Consider the following 17,490-nt stretch of genomic DNA (forward strand, 5'->3'; position numbering starts at 1 on the left):
CTACCAATCCTCGTGCCATGCAGCACGACGACGCACTCAGTAGGCACCAAAGCTCACCGCCCCTTACTCCTCAAAAGCAAAAGCTGGAAACCCCTGTAAAGTTTCCAGCTTTTTTCATAATTCTCGTTTAGCCGATCAGGCCTTTTGCCCATTCTACTGTCCATTGGTTGGCAGTAGTTCCAGGGATCACGTGGGGATTGGTGGCATAAAGCGCATGAACGCCGTTTGCCTCCACCAGTGCTTGAGCCCGCGCCAATGCGTTTCCAACATCCGCTGGAGCATCGCAAATCGTGTCGTCTGGTGCACAGATCTCAAAAGTCTTTGCATCCAGCTCACCGAAGCCATTCGCACGTGGACCACGCATGGTAGCTCCCGGAACAATGGGCTGAACTACAAGATTGAGTGGCTGGAGGGCAACTTCTGCACCAACTCCGCCTACCGGATTTCCTACAGCCTGGCCCACACCTGGCTGCCTTCTACCATCGGCGATGAGGGCGACACCCCTCACACGCTCGGCAGGAATAACTCCCTGCCCGGTACCAATCTTGTTAGCAATGTCTCCAGCAATCACTGCCCCCTGGGAGAAACCAGCGAGGATGAAGTCTGTCAGCGGACACTCCTGGTGGGTACGAATCAACTCACCCTCAAGAGTGGACGTTCCTTCTTGCCTTGACGCGTCGTAGCTCAACTCATGCTGAGCATTAATGTTCCTAAACTGTGCCGTATACGGCAGAGTCCAGACTTTGACATGATCAGCAGAATACTGTTCTTGCAACGGTCGAGAAATCGACAACATAAACGATGCGGGATTGGCCATTGGATTGATGGGATCATCATCCTTAGCCGACTCCCACGTACCTGGTGCAGCAATAAACTCCACAGCTGGGCAATGATCGGGCTGAACAGGCTCGGATGTCTCTCCCGGTTTGGGTGCAGCACCCTTATCACCGGGATCGAGAGGGTTGTTATCCGTATTGTTCATCCACCGAACGATGCCCATAAGAATCAGCATCAACACCACGATGGTCGCTATGACCGTGAGCAGTTTTTTCATAAGCTCTAGCAGTACGCGGATCGGGCCGAAGAATCAATGAGCTTGGTCAGCTCGTCAAAGGAAAGCTTTGATCGTTGCTGCTCTAAAAGCTGCCCTGCAACTGCCTGAACAGTGGCAGGACTCAACGATTGGCTATTTCCTTGGCATACAACTCCGGCAGCGCCGATCATCTGGTTTTCTACCCCAGCAATGTTCACGCCGCTCTTGGTTAAGGAATCCAAAAATGCTTTTTCTTTTGCAGAGAAGGATTCTCCTGGAGTCGGTTTAGCGGTAATTTCCTGGCCCGCGCCATCCTTGAAGGGCTCGTCGACGCGCCCGCCACCATTCGGGGCAGAGCCCGAATCTTGCGCAGACGTTGTCTCAGAAGCCGAGCTCTTAGCCGACGTAGACTCAGAGGATTTAGCCTCCCGCGTCAGCGGGGCGATACTCGTGTTCGTGCCAGAATCCTCAACGGTAGCTCCCCCGCCACAGGCGGCAAGAGTTACGCCGACGGAAGCCAGAAGAGCTCCAACAAGGAGGCGGTTGCTACGCATTATCGACGGTCCTCCACTACGCGTCCGTTTATTTCACTGATCTTGCCGTGTTGGAAGGAAATTTCTTCGCCGCCAGCGGGGATCGATGTCTGGTCAGAGGTCGGCCAACCATATTCTCCCTGTTCCCACTTCTTAGCACCCCAAGCGTCAAAGATCGCACCCTTGTAGATCACGTGCGCACCAGTTGTTGCGGACCAGTAGATGTTACCGTGCTCAAACTGCTGGAAAGCACCACCTGGGATGAGGTATTCGTCGGAGGTCGGGAAGCCCAGCTTGGACTTCGCGGTGTCCATTTCGCCATACTTCTTGGCGATCTCGCCACGGACCCAGTGGTTCTTATGGTCTTTATCGCGGGTAACGTAGCCGCCCTGGAACTTCTGAACCAGGCCGCCATTGATTTCCTTCGCATCCTCTACCGGATATCCCAGAGATCCGTTCTCCCATTTCAGCTCGCCCCACTTATCCACGAGGTCCTTAGGAACCTCAAAAGCGCCGCGTTCTGGAGACCAATAGATGTTTCCTCGCTCAAAAAGTGCAACTACGACGTTGTCCTTGATCTTAAAGTCACTGGAAACCGGGAAGCCCAACCAAGAGTTAGGGCCACCAATCTCAGAATAACGAGCCCCGACGCGGCCACTGAGTGCATGCGCCCCAGTTGCTGGCGACCAGTAAGCGCGGCCATCGACAAAATCTTCAGCCTTGCCACCAGCGATGTCGTACTCGTTATTTACGCAGGCTCCCACCTGTCCGCCCTTGGTTGCCTCAGCAATGGCACCGATAGCTGCACAGGATGCGCCGCGGTCTTCAGAAGAAAGCCCAAGTGCATCAGCCATGTACGGCCATGCCTGGGTCATTTCAAACTGCCAGTAAGGCCAATCATGGACGCCGGAAGGACGGAAGTGCGATACTACGTCCACTCCTGCGCGCTTGGCATAATCCACAAAGGTCTGGGTAGTCATGCGGGAGATAACTTCAAGGCCAATGCCGGCATAGGTTCCCTGGTTCTTAGCAACCGAACCGGGCTGACCATAGTCATCGCGTCCAGAGCCAGCAGAGACATAGGTCTTAATGCCTTTGAGGGCCTCGATGCCCAGCTTAGGATCGTGGTCAATCCAGTCTTGAGAGCCGTCCGGTCCCCACATCGCAGTGGTGTCATATCCGCCAGCATCCTGCTGTGCTGCTCGGATCGCCGTAGGCATACCGATAGAGGTGGTGTCTAGGTAACCCGAGAAGGATCCAACAAACTTGAACAGGTCAGGGCGACGCTCAGCCAAGTTAACTGCGGCGGTTCCACCCATGGAAAGGCCGACAACAGCGCGGGAGTCATTGGTGCGGTAGCCATGAGACAACACAGGCACGAGTTCCTGAGTAAGGAAGGTCTCCCACTTGTAGTGCTTACCGTTGTTCTCTCGTTGCCAATCTGAGTAGAAGGAGGACTCGCCGCCAACTGGCATGACTACGTTGACGTTCTTGTCTGCGTAGAACTGCTCAATATTGGTGTTGATAGTCCAGCCGCTCTCGTTTTCCACAGCGCGCAGGCCGTCAAGCGCCCACACAGACGGGAAGGTACGGTTGGGATCCTGATGCCAGTCGCGGGCTAGAAGAACCTGAACCTGGATGGGGTTGCCGGGCATCGCAGCCGACTTGATAAACAGCGCTATGCGGCGGTTGGTGATCCACTCGACACGGTCGATAGACACGCCCTCTGGCAGGCCTTCGATCTTCGGGTGGTCGGTACGAATCGGAGTCCGGCGAACTCCCTCGTTTTTGAGATAGCCAGTTTGGTCGTCGATAAGCCCACCAATGTGGGAGCTCTGAGCCGTCGTCGTGGCTGGAACGATAACTGCAGCGCCTACTGCCAAAGCAGCAGGTACAGCAGCCGCAGCGATCCAGAGGGAACCACGTTTACTGAGACGGGATGCGGTGTCGCGCATAGAGTCTTTGTCCTTCTAGTAGTTACGGTTGATTGTGTTTCAGCGCCAACCACGACATGCCAAAGGCAAGCATGATGCAGACGGGGCATCTCCGGAGGTTCCCCGCCTCCGGAAATTCCCTAATACTATCTGCGCTTACCCCGATCGCCGTTACAGACGCCTCGATGCAACCGAGTTATTGACTTGTTCTCGCCGCAGTGACTCTGGCGTATCGTGTGTGGGCACGAAGACAATAGAGCCACAAGGTCGTTTCTCAAGTTTAAGTTCAACTTGAGACTTTGGCCAGTGACACACCGGCACTTTCTGCTCTTCTTTAGCTCTAATACGCTATTTTCACACCAATATCAGGGTGCCCAAGCCGTTGCTTATCCGCGCCCACCCGTCGTTTCCACCACCGCTTCCACCAGAGAACTCCACCGAATTTTCCTGTCAGCGCGAATCTCCGGACGCGCCCCCAGCCCAATCCCAGCCAACGCAATCATCGGGAGAATCAGCGACAGAAAGCCCGCCCACATGAGGGAATTAGGCGTTCTTTCCACAGAAACGAATGCCTCTCCGAACGGTGGGAATAGTAAGACAGCAGGAAGAACTCCTAGTACTGGCCACCAGGAGGACCTATCAGACAGTGCCACTAATCCCGTCACAACCAAAAATGCCACCATCGTATAGTGAGTCCATACGATTCCCGATAATGCTGTGACGCCGACAAATGCGATAACCGCACAAATCTCAAACCGAAAATCCTTCAGTTTGATCAGGCTCACCAGGAAAAAGGCAACAGTAACCAGCACTATCCCCATGCTCCACCACATCACGGCTGCGGGAGCCTCGTCGATAACGGCAACGATGCTCCCCTCTGGCTGTTGACCCCACGCCAAGAGCGATGCCAACGACTGATTGATCGCAGAAACCAACGTCTTTGACCCCAGCCACCCCAAAGCCTGCCACCATGCGCTAATAACAGACCATGGTGCCACCGCTAGCGTAAGCGCACCCCAAAGCAGACTTAGACCCGCAGCCCACGCACCGGCACGCCTGCGCCCCGCAAAGCTCAGCATTATCACCACAATGAGCACAGGCGTGAGTTTAATCAGAACAGCAATCGATAAAAGCAGTCCCGATAACCACGGTCGGCGCACGCTCATAGAAAGGCCTACAGCAATTAGCATCATAATGATCGGGGTGGTCTGCCCGATCCAAAAGCTGAGTTGTGTCGCCGCAGACACCCACACTGCCACCGACAAAACAACAAGAGGGACTATCTGAGGAGTCCGCCGCGTCCATAAATTAATGCAACCGGCACTGAATAAGACCACCGATACACCGCTCAGCACTAACAGCACCGAAGCACTCGTGGCAAAGCTCATCAGATGCGTTGCCGGCGCCAGCGCATAGGCTACCAGCGGGTTGTGAACAAAGGGATGCACAAAAGGAGCAAGGTCACTCACTTGCTCCGCATACGCTGCCCACACCGGCCCTATAGGATTGCCAAAATCTGTGGGATCAATGGAATAAAGGCTATCCACATGCCCATCCGCAACAATCTGTCCACCGACCCACAAGCTTCCCCAGTCATCAGGTTGAGAATTGCGCGAACCTTGCCACCACGCAGCCCACCCTGCAAAGAGCGCCAGCAACCACCCAAGTGGAGTCAAGAATGGCTGAGACTTCTCAGACATAGGGCACATGCGATCACCTTGGAAGCAGAAAACAGTAATGAACAATGAGGACAGTCGTAGACCAATGTAATGGCCAGGCGCAGCAAGAGCATAAAAATCCCCAGAGGTACAAAGCCCTCTGGGGATGCACAACACAGTGCGCGAAGTTTACCAGGCGTTCATCACGTTCAGGATGCGTTCCTTGGTGATAGCCAACTGGTAGTTCCACTGCAACCAGTTGTGGATACCAACAGCTGGGTAGTCCGCAGTGTAGTTCAAGCCAAAGCCCTTTGCCTTAGCTTCCCAAATCTTGGTGGAAAGGCGGGATGCGACCTCAAGGATAGAGCCATTGACACGGTCCTTGAAAGAATAATTTTCGATGTCCGGACCACCCCATGCGCCGCTAGCAGCAGAAACATAGACGTCCTTACCATCAAGGCCACGCATGTTAAACAGAGGATCGAGCTGAACACGACGCGGGCTGAAGAAGCTGCCGTACATGGAGTTAATGCTCAGTCCACCAACTTCAAGGAGAGCCAGACCCAGCAGGCTGTACATGCCAGGAGCGGTCATCGCGAGGTAACCGGAGTAGCTCAGCACCTGACGGAACTGCTCTGGGTGCAAAGCAGCAAGGTTCATTGCGGCAGTAGCACCCATGGAGAGGCCGCCAATGGAGTTGTTATTGCGAGCAACACCAAAATGCGCTTCGAGGTACGCAGGAAGCTCTTGAGTAAGGAAGGTCTCCCATTTGAAGACTTGTCCAACAGAACCGATTCCGGACGGCGCTGCCCAGTCAGTGTAGAAGCTGCCGGCACCACCGACAGGCATGACCAAGGTAATGTTGTTATCCACGAACATGGTCTGTGCGGAAGCATCAAAAGTCCAAGCGTTAGCCGCATCGGAAGCACGTGCACCATCGAGCAGATAGAGCGCAGCGTTGCCGCCACGACCTGCAGGCTGAATCTGCACTGTAACGTTATGCCCCATAGCCGGGGAGGCAACGTCGCAACGCTGTACCCAGTAGTTTGCAGCATCCCACTCACAGTGGCCGGTCGCATCTGGTCGCAGCCAGTCGCGAGGGCCTGCGGAGGCAACGCCTGTGCCTACAACGGTCAGGGCTGCTGCCGTAGCCACAGCCGTAAGTGTGGCGGTGGCTTTCTTGCCCACCTTTTTCAATCGGGACGCGATCGTCATAAATCTCCTCGAACTAAGTATGCGGCGTCGCAGTTATTATGTGCACGCAAACGCCCCGTCTCATTCCTGCTTACGTATCGCGCAGGACGTCCGGGCCGTTACAGAACCGATATAATCCAAGCTAGATTAACTCGCTTATGCTCTTTTTCATAGTTGGAACTTAGTTTTTAGAAAGTTCCCTGCCTTACCAGCACTCTTTACTACCCACTTTTGCGGGGGATATATGCAATCAAGGCAAAGCGTGACTAGTCAGTACGGGCACTAACCGGCCACGAAATACGAGCCGCTGGGTCTACGGTAGCCCCATAGTGGGCAGGATCTGGGTTAAGTTCCAGCGAACGTCCTTGGCCTAGTGCAAAAGCAATATTTTTAAAGAATCGCGAGACGCTCATCGGTTCCCGATAAGTGGCAATGAACTCGGCCACCTCTTCTGTGTACAGGATCTTCCGCACACTCATCGCCTCAGGGCTATCAACCCACACAGGCAGGTCGTCGAGCTTGGCCGCGGAATCCGCAGCCTGCCAGGACAAAGGAAGATGCTTATTGTGACCGACCCGCGAGCCCTCAATACGTGGCTGGCGTGCACCTAACGGGTTGGATAGGCCCACCGAGTCCACAACGCGTACGTCCAAAGGAGCATTCATTGAGGTCATGCCCAGATTAATGCGAGTAATGGTAAGCGGAATGTCTTTTTCCTTGGCGGAGTTATCCCGAGGGATTGGCTGCCAATCATAGAGCTCTTGTTTGTCATCAATCACAAAGTCGAGCATGAGCGCGTCATTGTTTGCCTGAGCCTGCGCCAGACGTTCCTTGAATGTTCGCATCACTGGCACCTCAAGGAAGTCCTCTGCTGTCTTTGGTGCGTTATTAGGCTCACGTCCCATCGACTGCGTCCAATACGCCCGCTCATCCACGATGCCGATTTCCTTCTGGGCATCCCCACTTCCGGGACGTTCATAGCTATGACCGCCAGCCACCACTAAGAAGGACCAGGTCACCGCACCACAGAAAATCCCAAAGCTAGCCAGCTCGTGAAGCTTCCCCTCACTCGTGGCTCGAATCGGAATAACAATAACAGGCAGTAACAGTACAAATAGTGGAAGCAGCAGCATCCTGCCATGCATAAAGTCGCCGCCAACGCGAGTCACATAAAGAACATGCAAAAAGGCACAACCCAACAACACCACGACTATCACGCGCGCTGTCCGCAGCTCTGAGCGCATGGCGGCAAACTTCTGAGTCAATGCAGCGTCAGACTGCGCACTGATCCCCCACGGACCCTGGAAAAATCCACCATGAACAAACACCGTGTACCCCACGGCGAGCACAAGCAACGCAGCGATGATCATTCCATAAGGGTCATTAAAGTCCCTCAAATACATCCAACCACTTGCCCAATCACTGAGCTTTGCGGACTTGGCCACAGCGGTTTGTGGAACAATCAGGCCGTAGTAACCCATCCGGAAGATCTCGTATCCCAATGGGAACGGAAGAGCGACCAAGAGAATAAGTCCGCGCCGACGCCACGTCTCAGCATTAATAAAAATAACCAGCCCGACCACGCCACCATAAAGCGCCATCTCTGGGCGTATGAGCCAGCTCAGGCCACACCAGAAAGCTAAGAAGAGCGTTGCTTGGAATGCCCGATCTACTCGCTGGCCGGCGCGCGCTTCTGTTGCCGGCAGGCGAACAACATTGACCCAAGCAACAACAAACCACCACAGCAGCGCAAGCCAGAAAAGCGACAGCCCCCACTCCAGCCCAGATGTAGCAAAGTCTCGCGCGGGAGGCAGCGCGATATAGATGAGAGCACCAAAGGGAAGAATCAGTGCATTGCGCTCCATATGGAGGCGCGCAGTTGCAAGCGCAGCTATAGCAAGCGCAGCTGTGGTCAGGAGCAGAGCAAGCCACAATGCGATAATGGCAAGGTCTCCACCCGTTACTTTGGCAACCGCAAAAATGAGGTACTGCCACAGAGTGGAGGTGTTGGCTTCTACTCGCTCACCGGCGTTGAACACTGGCCCGTTACCAGCAAGAAGATTGCGAACGGTCCGCAAAACGATCAGACCATCATCGCTAATCCACCGGCGTCGCCAGCCTCCTACAAATGCAATCACCGCGATAGCCGTGGTAGACACAAACGCAGTGGTCACTGACAACGACCGAGCCTTATTCATGATTGCTCATGCTAACACTGAAGACGGGGCTATTGTGAATCCGAGTGATGCATGGTGCACCATTAGTCTTTGTTCTCACAATTTTCCCGTTCACCATTAAAACCACCACTGAACAGCTCTAGAAAACTGTCCTGTGGTGGTTTGCACGTAGGTCGAATAAACCTACAACGCCGGGACTATGTACACCGCAATGCCGATGCACACTACCCAGGCAATAGCAAGAACCTGCAAAGCGCGATCTGACAGCGCAAGTTCATCAGGCGCGCCACCATCACCACGGTCAACGTCCGCTGCGTAGCGCAAGATAGCAACGGTAAACGGAACCATCGATACCTGGTACCACACTGAAGCAGTTCCGGAAGACAACGCAGCCATTTCAAAGCCCCACAGCGAATACGCAATCACCACAGCGGTCGCAGAAAGCGTCCATACAAAGCGAAGATACGTGGGTGTGTATCCCTCAAGTGACTTGCGGATCTTCGCACCCGACTTCTGGGCCAGCAGAATTTCCGCATAACGCTTACCTGATGCCATGAACAACGAACCAAACGCCGCAACCAGCAAGAACCACTGCGAAAGGTTGATACCGGCTGCTACGCCTCCAGCCATGGCCCGCAACATAAAGCCCGAGGAAACCAGGGCAATATCGATCACCGGTTGGTGCTTCCAACCAAAGCAATAACCCAACTGCAGCGCGATATAGACCACTACCACAATGACAAGCCCATGGCCTGAGGAAGCAAAATAGCTGATGAACACAGCCGCAAACATCAGGAATACCGCCATGGCATAAGCCAGGTTGATGGGCAAGACACCAGCAGCAATCGGCCTAAAACGCTTGGTCGGATGCTGCCTGTCTGCCTCAACATCGCGGGCATCATTAATTAGATAAATCGCAGATGCCGACATACAAAAAGCAACAAAAGCGATAAGAATGTCCACGAGGGTACGAGGCGCGAAGAGCGCTTCCGTTCCAGCCGCAGCAGGTGCTGCAAGAACCAGAACATTCTTCACCCATTGCTTAGGACGCAGCGCTTTGATCATCGCGTCAGGGAGGTTCTTCGGCGGACGACGCTTCTTATTGTCCTCCACGCCACGTGTGTGGGGCTCAGGCTCAAGGAAGCTCTTGTTTTGCTCGGTCACTTACTTTTCCTTCTTATCCATTCGCGATACTGCTTGCGCGGTAGCTGCGCCGAGAAGCGCGCCGACGGTCACGTCGGTTGGGTAATGCACTCCGAGCACCATACGCGATGTCATCATCACAGGGATACCGAGCAGCGGGAGAGGACTGCGCGTGAGCTTAGCAAGACTCACCAAAGCAGCGCTTGTCGACGTCGCATGTGAACTAGGAAAGCTCAGCTTAGAGGGCGTTCCCACCCCAATAGTGATCCGCTCATCATGAGGGCGCTTCCGCCGCACAATGCGCTTGATCACAACGCTAGCAGCATGGCTTACAAAGGCAGACACACCAACATGTATCCACTGCCGGCGCCTTCCCTTATCCACGCAAGCCCCCAGGGCGGCCAATCCCATCCACCCCAGAGCGTGCTCACCGAAATGGCTAAGCGCGCGTGCGGTGGGCAGAACGCCGCGTCGAGAAGCTAAAAGCGATTGAATTCCAACGAGAACGTCTGATTCCACTTTACTCATCCACACCACCTGCAAAAATCTCGGACCATGCCTCGCGGCTGGTCAGGCGCGTGTGGGCGGCGCGGTATTCGCTACGCAGTCGATCAAAGTTCTCTGCAACTTCCTTTTGCAGACGACGCGACTCCTTAAGCAGTTCCTTTGCCTGTTCCAGGTCACGCTTGCGGTACACCACTCCGCGACCATCAGCAGTGGTCACCGTGGCACCGTCAAGACGAGAGAGGCTAAACCAGCGCGCCTCGATGGGAGAAAGATTTGCCTGCGGAACCTCGTGATGATCTTTGTTTTCCTTGGACAGCGAGTGCTTGAGTCCCTTAGCCAGCCACACGGCCTTCTTGATCGGCGCCAAACGGCCTCCGATATCTCGGATTGGAACACCGGGGATACCAGTGGGCTTAGGCAGGTCCGCAGCGGTGGGCAACACAACAGCATCCGAGTAGGTCTTACGAATCGCCGCGATACGGGGCAACGAAGACTCTAGGATGTCAAAGAGCTGATCCGGGCCAGCGAGGAAGTCCTTCATGGCTTCGTTTTGGATAGCCACGGTCGAGTACTCCAGGCACATCAGGTGCTTAATCGTGGCCTTTTGCATCGACTTGATGATGCCCTCGACAGGGCCGTCGTGATAGTTAGCAGCCACGACGAGGCGATTGCGCAGGTGGAAATAAGCCTGCCAGTCAATCGCATCGTCCTTGTCAGACCATGCCATGTGCCAGATCGCGATGCCTGGCCAGGTGGCCGTCGGATAGCCATGACGCCCGGCGCGAAGGCCGAATTCAGCGTCATCCCACTTGATAAACAGCGGCAGTGGCTGTCCGATTTCTTCTGCGACAACGCGCGGAATCATGCACATCCACCAGCCGTTGAACTCTGCGTCAATACGACGGTGCAGGTCAACGGAGTTGGGCATATCTGGCTTGTCGCCTGGTTTTCCGCGATCTGAAAGCGGATGCTTGGCAAAGTCATGGTCGTAGTGCACGTGGGGCGCGGAGGTCCACATAAAGTCGTGGCGCCCGATGACCTCGCCCATCGTGTGCAGGTGGCTACGCTCCTGAAGGTTAAGCATCTGGCCGCCAACCAGCATCGGAGACTTAGCATAACGAGCCACCTGAAGAGCACGCAGCACTGAATCGGGCTCAATGGCGATGTCATCATCCATGTACAGGATGTAAGGGCTCTTCTTGGCGCCAGCCTCACCGGTTCCGTCCACGCCACCGAGCGCCTCATACATGATGCGGGAATAGCCACCCGAGCCGCCGAGGTTGCCCTGGCGGAACTCAAAGAAACGCTCTCCGAAGTGCTCAGTTGCTGCTTTGTAACCTGGTTCATCAGCAGGGTGCTTGGTGCCTTGATCCGGCATGATCATCGTATCGATGACCGCATCCACCTCTGGGTCAGAGGCCAGGGCTTCTAGCGCCGCCACTGCGTCTGCTGGACGGTTAAAGGTGGGGATACCCACGGTCACGCGCGGCTCGAAAGGTCCCACCTGGGTTCCGTCGGGAAGCGTCTGGGGGCCCGGCGCCTGCGCTGCGTACCAACCAGCTTCTAGAACGGTGGTGTCGGTCTCTGCGGTGAGGTCGAACCACAGCCAGCCGCCGTCCTCGAAAGGCTGCAAAGAAAGCTCAAATTCAGCGGTTCCGTCAGTGACCACTTGGCCTTCCACAGCGATGCGGGCGCCGTCGATCTTGGAGCGGTACACGTCTACGCGTGCGGTGCCGGCGACCTCAACCTTGAGGATCACAGAATCCAGCTGAGACCAGCGGCGCCAATAGCTTGCGGGGAATGCGTTGAAATACGTCAAGAAGCTCAGCTCGTTGCCGGCAGCAAGCGAGACCGAACCGCGGTCCTCCCACGTCGCACGCGCAGTGTTGTGTTCTGCCTCGATGAGGTACAACATCCGCACGTCATAAGGCTCGCCTGCTCGCGGTAGCAGGAATCGCTGCAGCTTTTCCACTGCCTTAGTAGCCGTGCTCTTATCAGCGCTCATTGACGCCAAACCTTTCTAAAAGTTTTGATGTTGCCCCGCTCTCGAAGGGCACAGTTCACCCGGTCTAGCATAATGCTACTGAGTACGCCCTTCTTTAAATAACGCGCGCACCATCCGGATTTCTCAGTCGGTTCCTTCTCACGTTTGTGAACCCGTTGTACTGTAGTCTCCTTATGCTTCTCGGGGTAACTCCATGACCTAACAAGCACGCAAAAAGGCTTTATACTCGGCAGTATCGTCATCAACGTTTGCTGAAAGGTGCGCGTATGCGTGTTGTCATGAAGTTTTCGAGCTTGATTACGGCAGTAGTATTGTCGCTGCTCTTGCTGCCTTCCGGAGTGCTAGCAACCGCGCGTGCCGACGCTCCCCTGAACGTGACGATTTATGATCAAGACAACGTCTTATCCCCCGAGGAAGAAGCCGAGCTTACCGAGAAAACCCGGGCCTTGAATTTCCCTACCCAAGTTCCCAACGTCGACTACGTCATCAGTGCTACCGCCACCACGCCTTATGACGATTGGGTGAAGGACTTTGGTCTACACCAGCACAGAGAACTCATTAATCAAGAAGGAAACAAATGGGCTGACGGACACGTGTTGTTCACCGTGGATGTTAATCTCCGAAAAATGGGCACCTACGTGGGTGAAGATCTCAAGGGACCTCTCGGATACACCAAGCATTCCACGCGTTATTCCGATTCTATGCAGAAGTCCTTTAAAAACGGCGACTGGGTAGGTGGTTTGCTCACAGGTGCCACGACTGTGGCTAAGTATGATCCGAACGCTACCGACAACAGCAGCAAGATATTCGGCGGCCTCTTCGCCGCTGCTGGCGCAGTTTTTGCTGCGATAGTGGGGTTTTTCTCCTTCTATTACCGCAAACGGAACCGGAAGCGTGCAATGGAGGATTACCAAACGGTAGCCACCAACTACACGCATCTTGCTAACAACTTAGACAGCATCGATATTCGTGCACATTCCCTTACCTCCCCCATCGCTGATGCCACTCTGCGCCGCGAGTGGGATGACATTAAGAATGGTTTCCTGGCTCAGCACGACGCCATGATGCAGCTTCCGGAAAACGCCGATGCGAAAGCTATTTATGCGCGGCGCAAAGAACTAGCTACAGCCGCCGCTAGCGTCACCCAGCTCCGCAACGCTGAGAACAACATCGACACTCTCTTCCGAATGGAAAAAGGCAACACCGATGTGCGATTAAAGGAGCTCACAGCCTTACACGAAGATATAGTCAAAGCCCAGGTTGAGGCTAACGACGCCGCCATCCAAGCGCGCATCGGCGAGCTCAGCACCCGTTGCCAGGCACTCATCACTAATCCTTCTGCAGCGAACTTTATGGATGAATACGCGCTCATCATCTCCGAATACGGGGCAGTGACTCAAGCGTTGGCCCAGAAGCAATTCTCCCAAGCCGACCTTGAGAACAATCACACCCCAAGTCTCGGCGCTAGCGATTGGCACCCTGGCTACGGCAACTACGTGCCGTTCGTTCTCATGAGCTCCTGGCATAACGACGCAGTCAGCGCCGCCAATGCCTCTAGTTCCTCGTCCACCGCCACATACTCCGGCGGCTTCTCCGGCGCGGGCTCGTCGGGAAGCTTCTAGCGTGCTCTCTTCGCCGCCACTTTCCGCATCACTGCGAAGGTGGCGGCTACAACCATAGAGCCCAGTAGCGCGCCTGCCAGCACGTCGCTAGGCCAATGCACGCCCACATACAGCCTGCTCAGACCCACTGCTGCCGCCACGATCCATGCGGTGAGCACCCACCATCGACGACACAGAAGCGTGAAGACCATAGCCGCAGCGAAGGCTGCCGTCGCATGGCCCGAGGGGAATGACGGGTTGTACTCATAAAGAAGCTGTAGCTCCCTACCTGGGCGTTCTCGGCCGCACACATACTTCAACGCACTGCTGCTCACCCACGCAAGCCCCATCGCCACCGCGGGAAACAACGGCATTGCGCGGTGTCTAAGAACAAGCATTGCCGACGCTACCAGCGCCGCAACCATAACAAACGCCGGTCGCGTCGCCGTGGTCAATGCCACCACCCACGGCGTCACAGCCTCATTGCGCTGCTGAATTACAAAATCTAAAAGGTACGCGTCCACCCCAGCGAGCCTACGGCACCATAAAGGAAAGCAAGGGCGCGGACTTGTCGGCCTTCAGCTGATTTGTCGTTTTTGAGAACGCTAGCAAAGGTTCTCCCAATAGACCCCCAGGTCGCGATTTCTAGCGTTCTCAAAAACGACAAAAGCGACAATAATCACTCACCCAACACATAAAAATAAGGCGTGCTCCGACTTGGAGCACGCCTTCAAATAACCTCTCACCTATTTCGCTGGATACTTCGCTGGAAGATCGAGTTTCATTTCTTCTGCGAGTTCACGCAAGGTGGTGGGATAGTCAGTGATGATGCCGTCGATACCGGCTTCAATCTGGGATTTCATCGTAGCTTTGTCATTGACTGTCCATGGAACCACTTTGAGCCCCAGATCATGGGCCTTCTTCACATACTCAGGAGTGGTTACGGGCTTGTAGTCTGCATCTGCGACAGTCTTGCCGTATGGGACTGCATAACCAGGACTTACGATGTCTGCGCCGAGTTTCTTTACTGCTTCGAGCGCGTCGCCATTGACGGACTTGTAGTCGATGTCGCCGAGCCATGGGGAGCCCTCAAGCCATGTGGTTTCATCGTAAAGCGCTACGGTACGGATCTTGGGATTGTGTTTCTTTGCCAACGGAAGTGAGCGCCAATCAAAGCTTTGGAGCATTACTTTGTCTGTCACGCCAGCTTTATCTGAGGCGTTGAGGATGGCGTCGACAAATTCTTGTGGGCTGGCCGACTTCTCCGGATGGTCCGCCTCAATTTTGGTTTCGATGTTGTACATCACATCTGCGCCACGCTCTTGAGTGAGCTGGAAGACCCTTTCCAACCGGATCATCTGATTATCTTTAGCCGGTTCCGCGTTGGGGAATTTATCCAACTTTTTGTCGCAGCGCAGAGTGCTCAGCTGATCCCAGGTGAGGTCATGGAGCAACTTGCCCACATACGGAAACTGCGGGTCATTGGGGGTGGCAGGCTCAGTGTCGCGGCATTTCTCTTCCTGAACATCCGGGTCATGCCAGACCACGGGAACCCCATCTTTGGACATCACAATGTCAAATTCCAGAGTACTTACGCCAAGCGAAAGCGCATGTTCAAAAGCAGTGAGCGACTCCTCAGTATGCTCCCCGCGCCCGCCCCGATGTGCTTGCATATCTAGGTGCTTAACCACTGGGTTTACCACGGCTGATTCCTTTGTCGCCGCAGCAGAGCTACTCGACGCCCCCTTATCAGATTCCTGCGACGTACCACATGCTGTGAGAACTAGAGCTCCTGAAAGCACAAGCGCACTTGCAGACTTTGTGTATTTTCCAACTAAACGCATTATTACGGTTCCTCCAAATAAATAGCGGCAGATGGGTAGTGAAAAAGCGGGCCCGGCAGGACCCGCTTTAGTGGTTAAGCACGCGACTGTGCTTTTTCATTGTGGCTGCGCATAAGCTCACGCTCATCGCGTCCGACCACGGCGAAGAGAATCACGGTAACAACGGAGAACGCTACGAACACGATGAAGGTAACGTCCCAACCGTAGTGCTGTACGAGGAAGCCCACGCCACTTGATGCCAGGGTGGCTCCCAGCAAGTAGCCGAACAAACCGGTGAAACCTGCAGCTGTGCCAGCAACGTTGTGCGGGGAGAGGTCAATGGCCTGCAGGCCAATCAACATCACCGGACCGTAGATTAAGCCGCCAATAAGGCCAACCAGCAGAATCAGCATCCACATCGGCGCCCCCACAGGAAGCTGCCAGTACACGAATATGCACACGGCTACGAGAACTGTAAACAGCATGCCAACGCCCGAACGATACCCCTTGAAGATCTTGTCGGACATCCAGCCACAGAGGATTGTTCCCAGGATGCCGGCGAGCTCAAAGGCTGCAAAGCCGGTAAGTCCTGCACCAATTTCTGCATGATGCTTCTCGTGCAGGAACACGGTGATCCAGTTGAGAACGCCATAACGAAGCGCATAGACAAAGACGTTTGCCACGGCGAGCATCACGATGGTGCGGTTGGTCAACACATGCTTGCGGATGCGTTGGAAAGTGGTCAAGCCGTCTTGAAGGTCAACTTCCACTTTCGCTGGATCATCGCGGTATTCCTCGATAGGTGGCAGGCCCTGCGACTGCGGCGTATCCCGAATCAGGATAAAGCCAAGAGCCGCAACGAGCAGTGCTACCAGCGCCGGAAGCCAAAACGCTACTTGCCAAGAATTGCTCATGTGCGCCAAACCGATACCAACGAGGAACGGCAATGCGGCACCGCCAACATTGTGCGCCGTATTCCACAACGAGGTCTTCCAGCCGCGCTCATTGGTGGAGTACCAATAAACGAGCACGCGACCTGCCGGTGGCCACCCCATGCCCTGCACCCAGCCATTGATAAACATTGCGATGGCAAACACCCCAACCGAAGCCGAGAGCCACGGCACAAAAGCAATGCCCAGGTTGACCAGCGCAGACAACGCAAGACCCAAGGGCATAAAGTACCGGGCATTGGATTGATCCGAGATCATCGCAGAGAAGAACTTGGACAGGCCGTAGGCAAAAAGAACGGCATTAGCGATAAGACCAATGCCTACTTTGTCAATGCCAGTGTCGCTGATCAGCAGCGGCGCGATAAGCGAGATGTTGTTGCGGATCAGATAAAAACCCGCGTATCCGATGAAAATACCCATAAATACCTGCAACCGCAGGCGTGGGTAAAGCCGCGCAACCTCCTCCTCGCTACGACGAGGTGCCGCAGGAGGCGCAGCTAGCCATCCAAGGTTCATTTCTGTTCCTTTCATGCGAGGTTGGTAGCGCATGACAATGCTTGAGCTACTCGACGCCCGCCAGTACATGAGGGAATACAAAGCATAGGATTACCATCCATATTAGCTAGCGGCGGGGGTGCTTTTCTCAAAAAATCCCACAACACCAACAAGCGTATTGCCTAGTTAGTGAAGTTTTCCCAGGCCTACAATCATTTCCTACTGCACCGTAGGTAGCTGCATTCAGTGAGAATGTGAAAAATTTCTCATCTCAACCGAAGCGCTTTATGACAAGCTCCCCACAGTTGTGTACCCCCAAGGTCTTCTCGGTTCCCCCCTAAGCACATGGCACACACGCGTATGTTGAGCGTGTTTGTGGGTTGTGCACGTCGAAAAGCATAAAAGAGCCGTAAGGCGCACAATTTAGTACACCTTAC

The 17,490-nt window shown here is 54.7% G+C and carries 13 protein-coding genes; 1 reads left to right on the plus strand and 12 read right to left on the minus strand.

The window, feature by feature from the left end:
- Window positions 1–127: 127 nt before the first annotated feature.
- From CKV68_RS05765 to CKV68_RS05805, 9 genes are all read right to left on the minus strand, one after another.
- A complete protein-coding gene (locus CKV68_RS05765; RefSeq protein ID WP_014836898.1) occupies window positions 128–1,054 on the minus strand; it encodes a cutinase family protein in 927 nt (308 codons plus the stop codon).
- Between the two features lie 5 nt (window positions 1,055–1,059).
- Window positions 1,060–1,587, minus strand: a complete 528-nt coding sequence (locus CKV68_RS05770; protein ID WP_013912530.1) for a DUF732 domain-containing protein — start codon at window positions 1,585–1,587, stop codon at window positions 1,060–1,062.
- Window positions 1,587–3,521 carry an alpha/beta hydrolase-fold protein gene (locus tag CKV68_RS05775; protein WP_038619530.1) on the minus strand — a complete coding sequence of 645 codons (1,935 nt, stop codon included), beginning with the start codon at window positions 3,519–3,521 and terminating at the stop codon, window positions 1,587–1,589. The genes CKV68_RS05770 and CKV68_RS05775 overlap by 1 nt, the downstream gene beginning before the upstream one ends.
- 365 nt (window positions 3,522–3,886) lie before the next feature.
- A complete protein-coding gene (locus CKV68_RS05780) occupies window positions 3,887–5,209 on the minus strand; it encodes a glycosyltransferase family 87 protein (protein ID WP_095075782.1) in 1,323 nt (440 codons plus the stop codon).
- A 138-nt stretch (window positions 5,210–5,347) separates the two neighbouring features.
- Complete coding sequence (locus CKV68_RS05785) at window positions 5,348–6,373, minus strand: alpha/beta hydrolase (protein ID WP_013912533.1); 1,026 nt, start codon at window positions 6,371–6,373, stop codon at window positions 5,348–5,350.
- 245 nt (window positions 6,374–6,618) lie between these two features.
- Window positions 6,619–8,550 (minus strand): flagellar motor control protein ZomB, encoded by a 1,932-nt coding sequence (gene zomB, locus CKV68_RS05790; RefSeq protein ID WP_095075783.1) that lies wholly within the window; start codon window positions 8,548–8,550, stop codon window positions 6,619–6,621.
- A 162-nt stretch (window positions 8,551–8,712) separates the two neighbouring features.
- Window positions 8,713–9,693 (minus strand): decaprenyl-phosphate phosphoribosyltransferase, encoded by a 981-nt coding sequence (locus CKV68_RS05795; protein ID WP_023636467.1) that lies wholly within the window; start codon window positions 9,691–9,693, stop codon window positions 8,713–8,715.
- Window positions 9,694–10,200: a phosphatase PAP2 family protein gene (locus CKV68_RS05800; RefSeq protein ID WP_013912536.1), complete on the minus strand. Its 507-nt coding sequence runs from the start codon at window positions 10,198–10,200 to the stop codon at window positions 9,694–9,696.
- Window positions 10,193–12,184 carry a glycosyltransferase gene (locus CKV68_RS05805; RefSeq protein ID WP_014526375.1) on the minus strand — a complete coding sequence of 664 codons (1,992 nt, stop codon included), beginning with the start codon at window positions 12,182–12,184 and terminating at the stop codon, window positions 10,193–10,195. The genes CKV68_RS05800 and CKV68_RS05805 overlap by 8 nt, the downstream gene beginning before the upstream one ends.
- Before the next feature lie 266 nt (window positions 12,185–12,450).
- Between CKV68_RS05805 and CKV68_RS05810 the strand changes: the two genes are divergently transcribed.
- Entirely contained in the window at window positions 12,451–13,806 is a 1,356-nt protein-coding gene (locus CKV68_RS05810) for a DUF5129 domain-containing protein (RefSeq protein ID WP_095075784.1), read from the plus strand.
- On the opposite strand, the gene CKV68_RS05815 is transcribed toward CKV68_RS05810, so the two are convergent.
- From CKV68_RS05815 to CKV68_RS05825, 3 genes are all read right to left on the minus strand, one after another.
- Entirely contained in the window at window positions 13,803–14,309 is a 507-nt protein-coding gene (locus CKV68_RS05815; RefSeq protein WP_029975165.1) for a phosphatase PAP2 family protein, read from the minus strand. The two genes, CKV68_RS05810 and CKV68_RS05815, sit on opposite strands and share 4 nt — an antisense overlap.
- Window positions 14,310–14,531: 222 nt before the next feature.
- Window positions 14,532–15,629: a glycerophosphodiester phosphodiesterase gene (locus CKV68_RS05820; RefSeq protein WP_023636473.1), complete on the minus strand. Its 1,098-nt coding sequence runs from the start codon at window positions 15,627–15,629 to the stop codon at window positions 14,532–14,534.
- 74 nt (window positions 15,630–15,703) lie between these two features.
- The gene (locus CKV68_RS05825) at window positions 15,704–17,074 is read right to left on the minus strand and encodes an MFS transporter (RefSeq protein ID WP_013912542.1); all 1,371 of its coding nucleotides are present in this window, start codon (window positions 17,072–17,074) and stop codon (window positions 15,704–15,706) included.
- Window positions 17,075–17,490: the final 416 nt, after the last annotated feature.

The sequence above is a fragment of the Corynebacterium ulcerans genome (assembly GCF_900187135.1).
In the GTDB taxonomy this organism is placed as follows: Bacteria; Actinomycetota; Actinomycetes; order Mycobacteriales; family Mycobacteriaceae; genus Corynebacterium; species Corynebacterium ulcerans.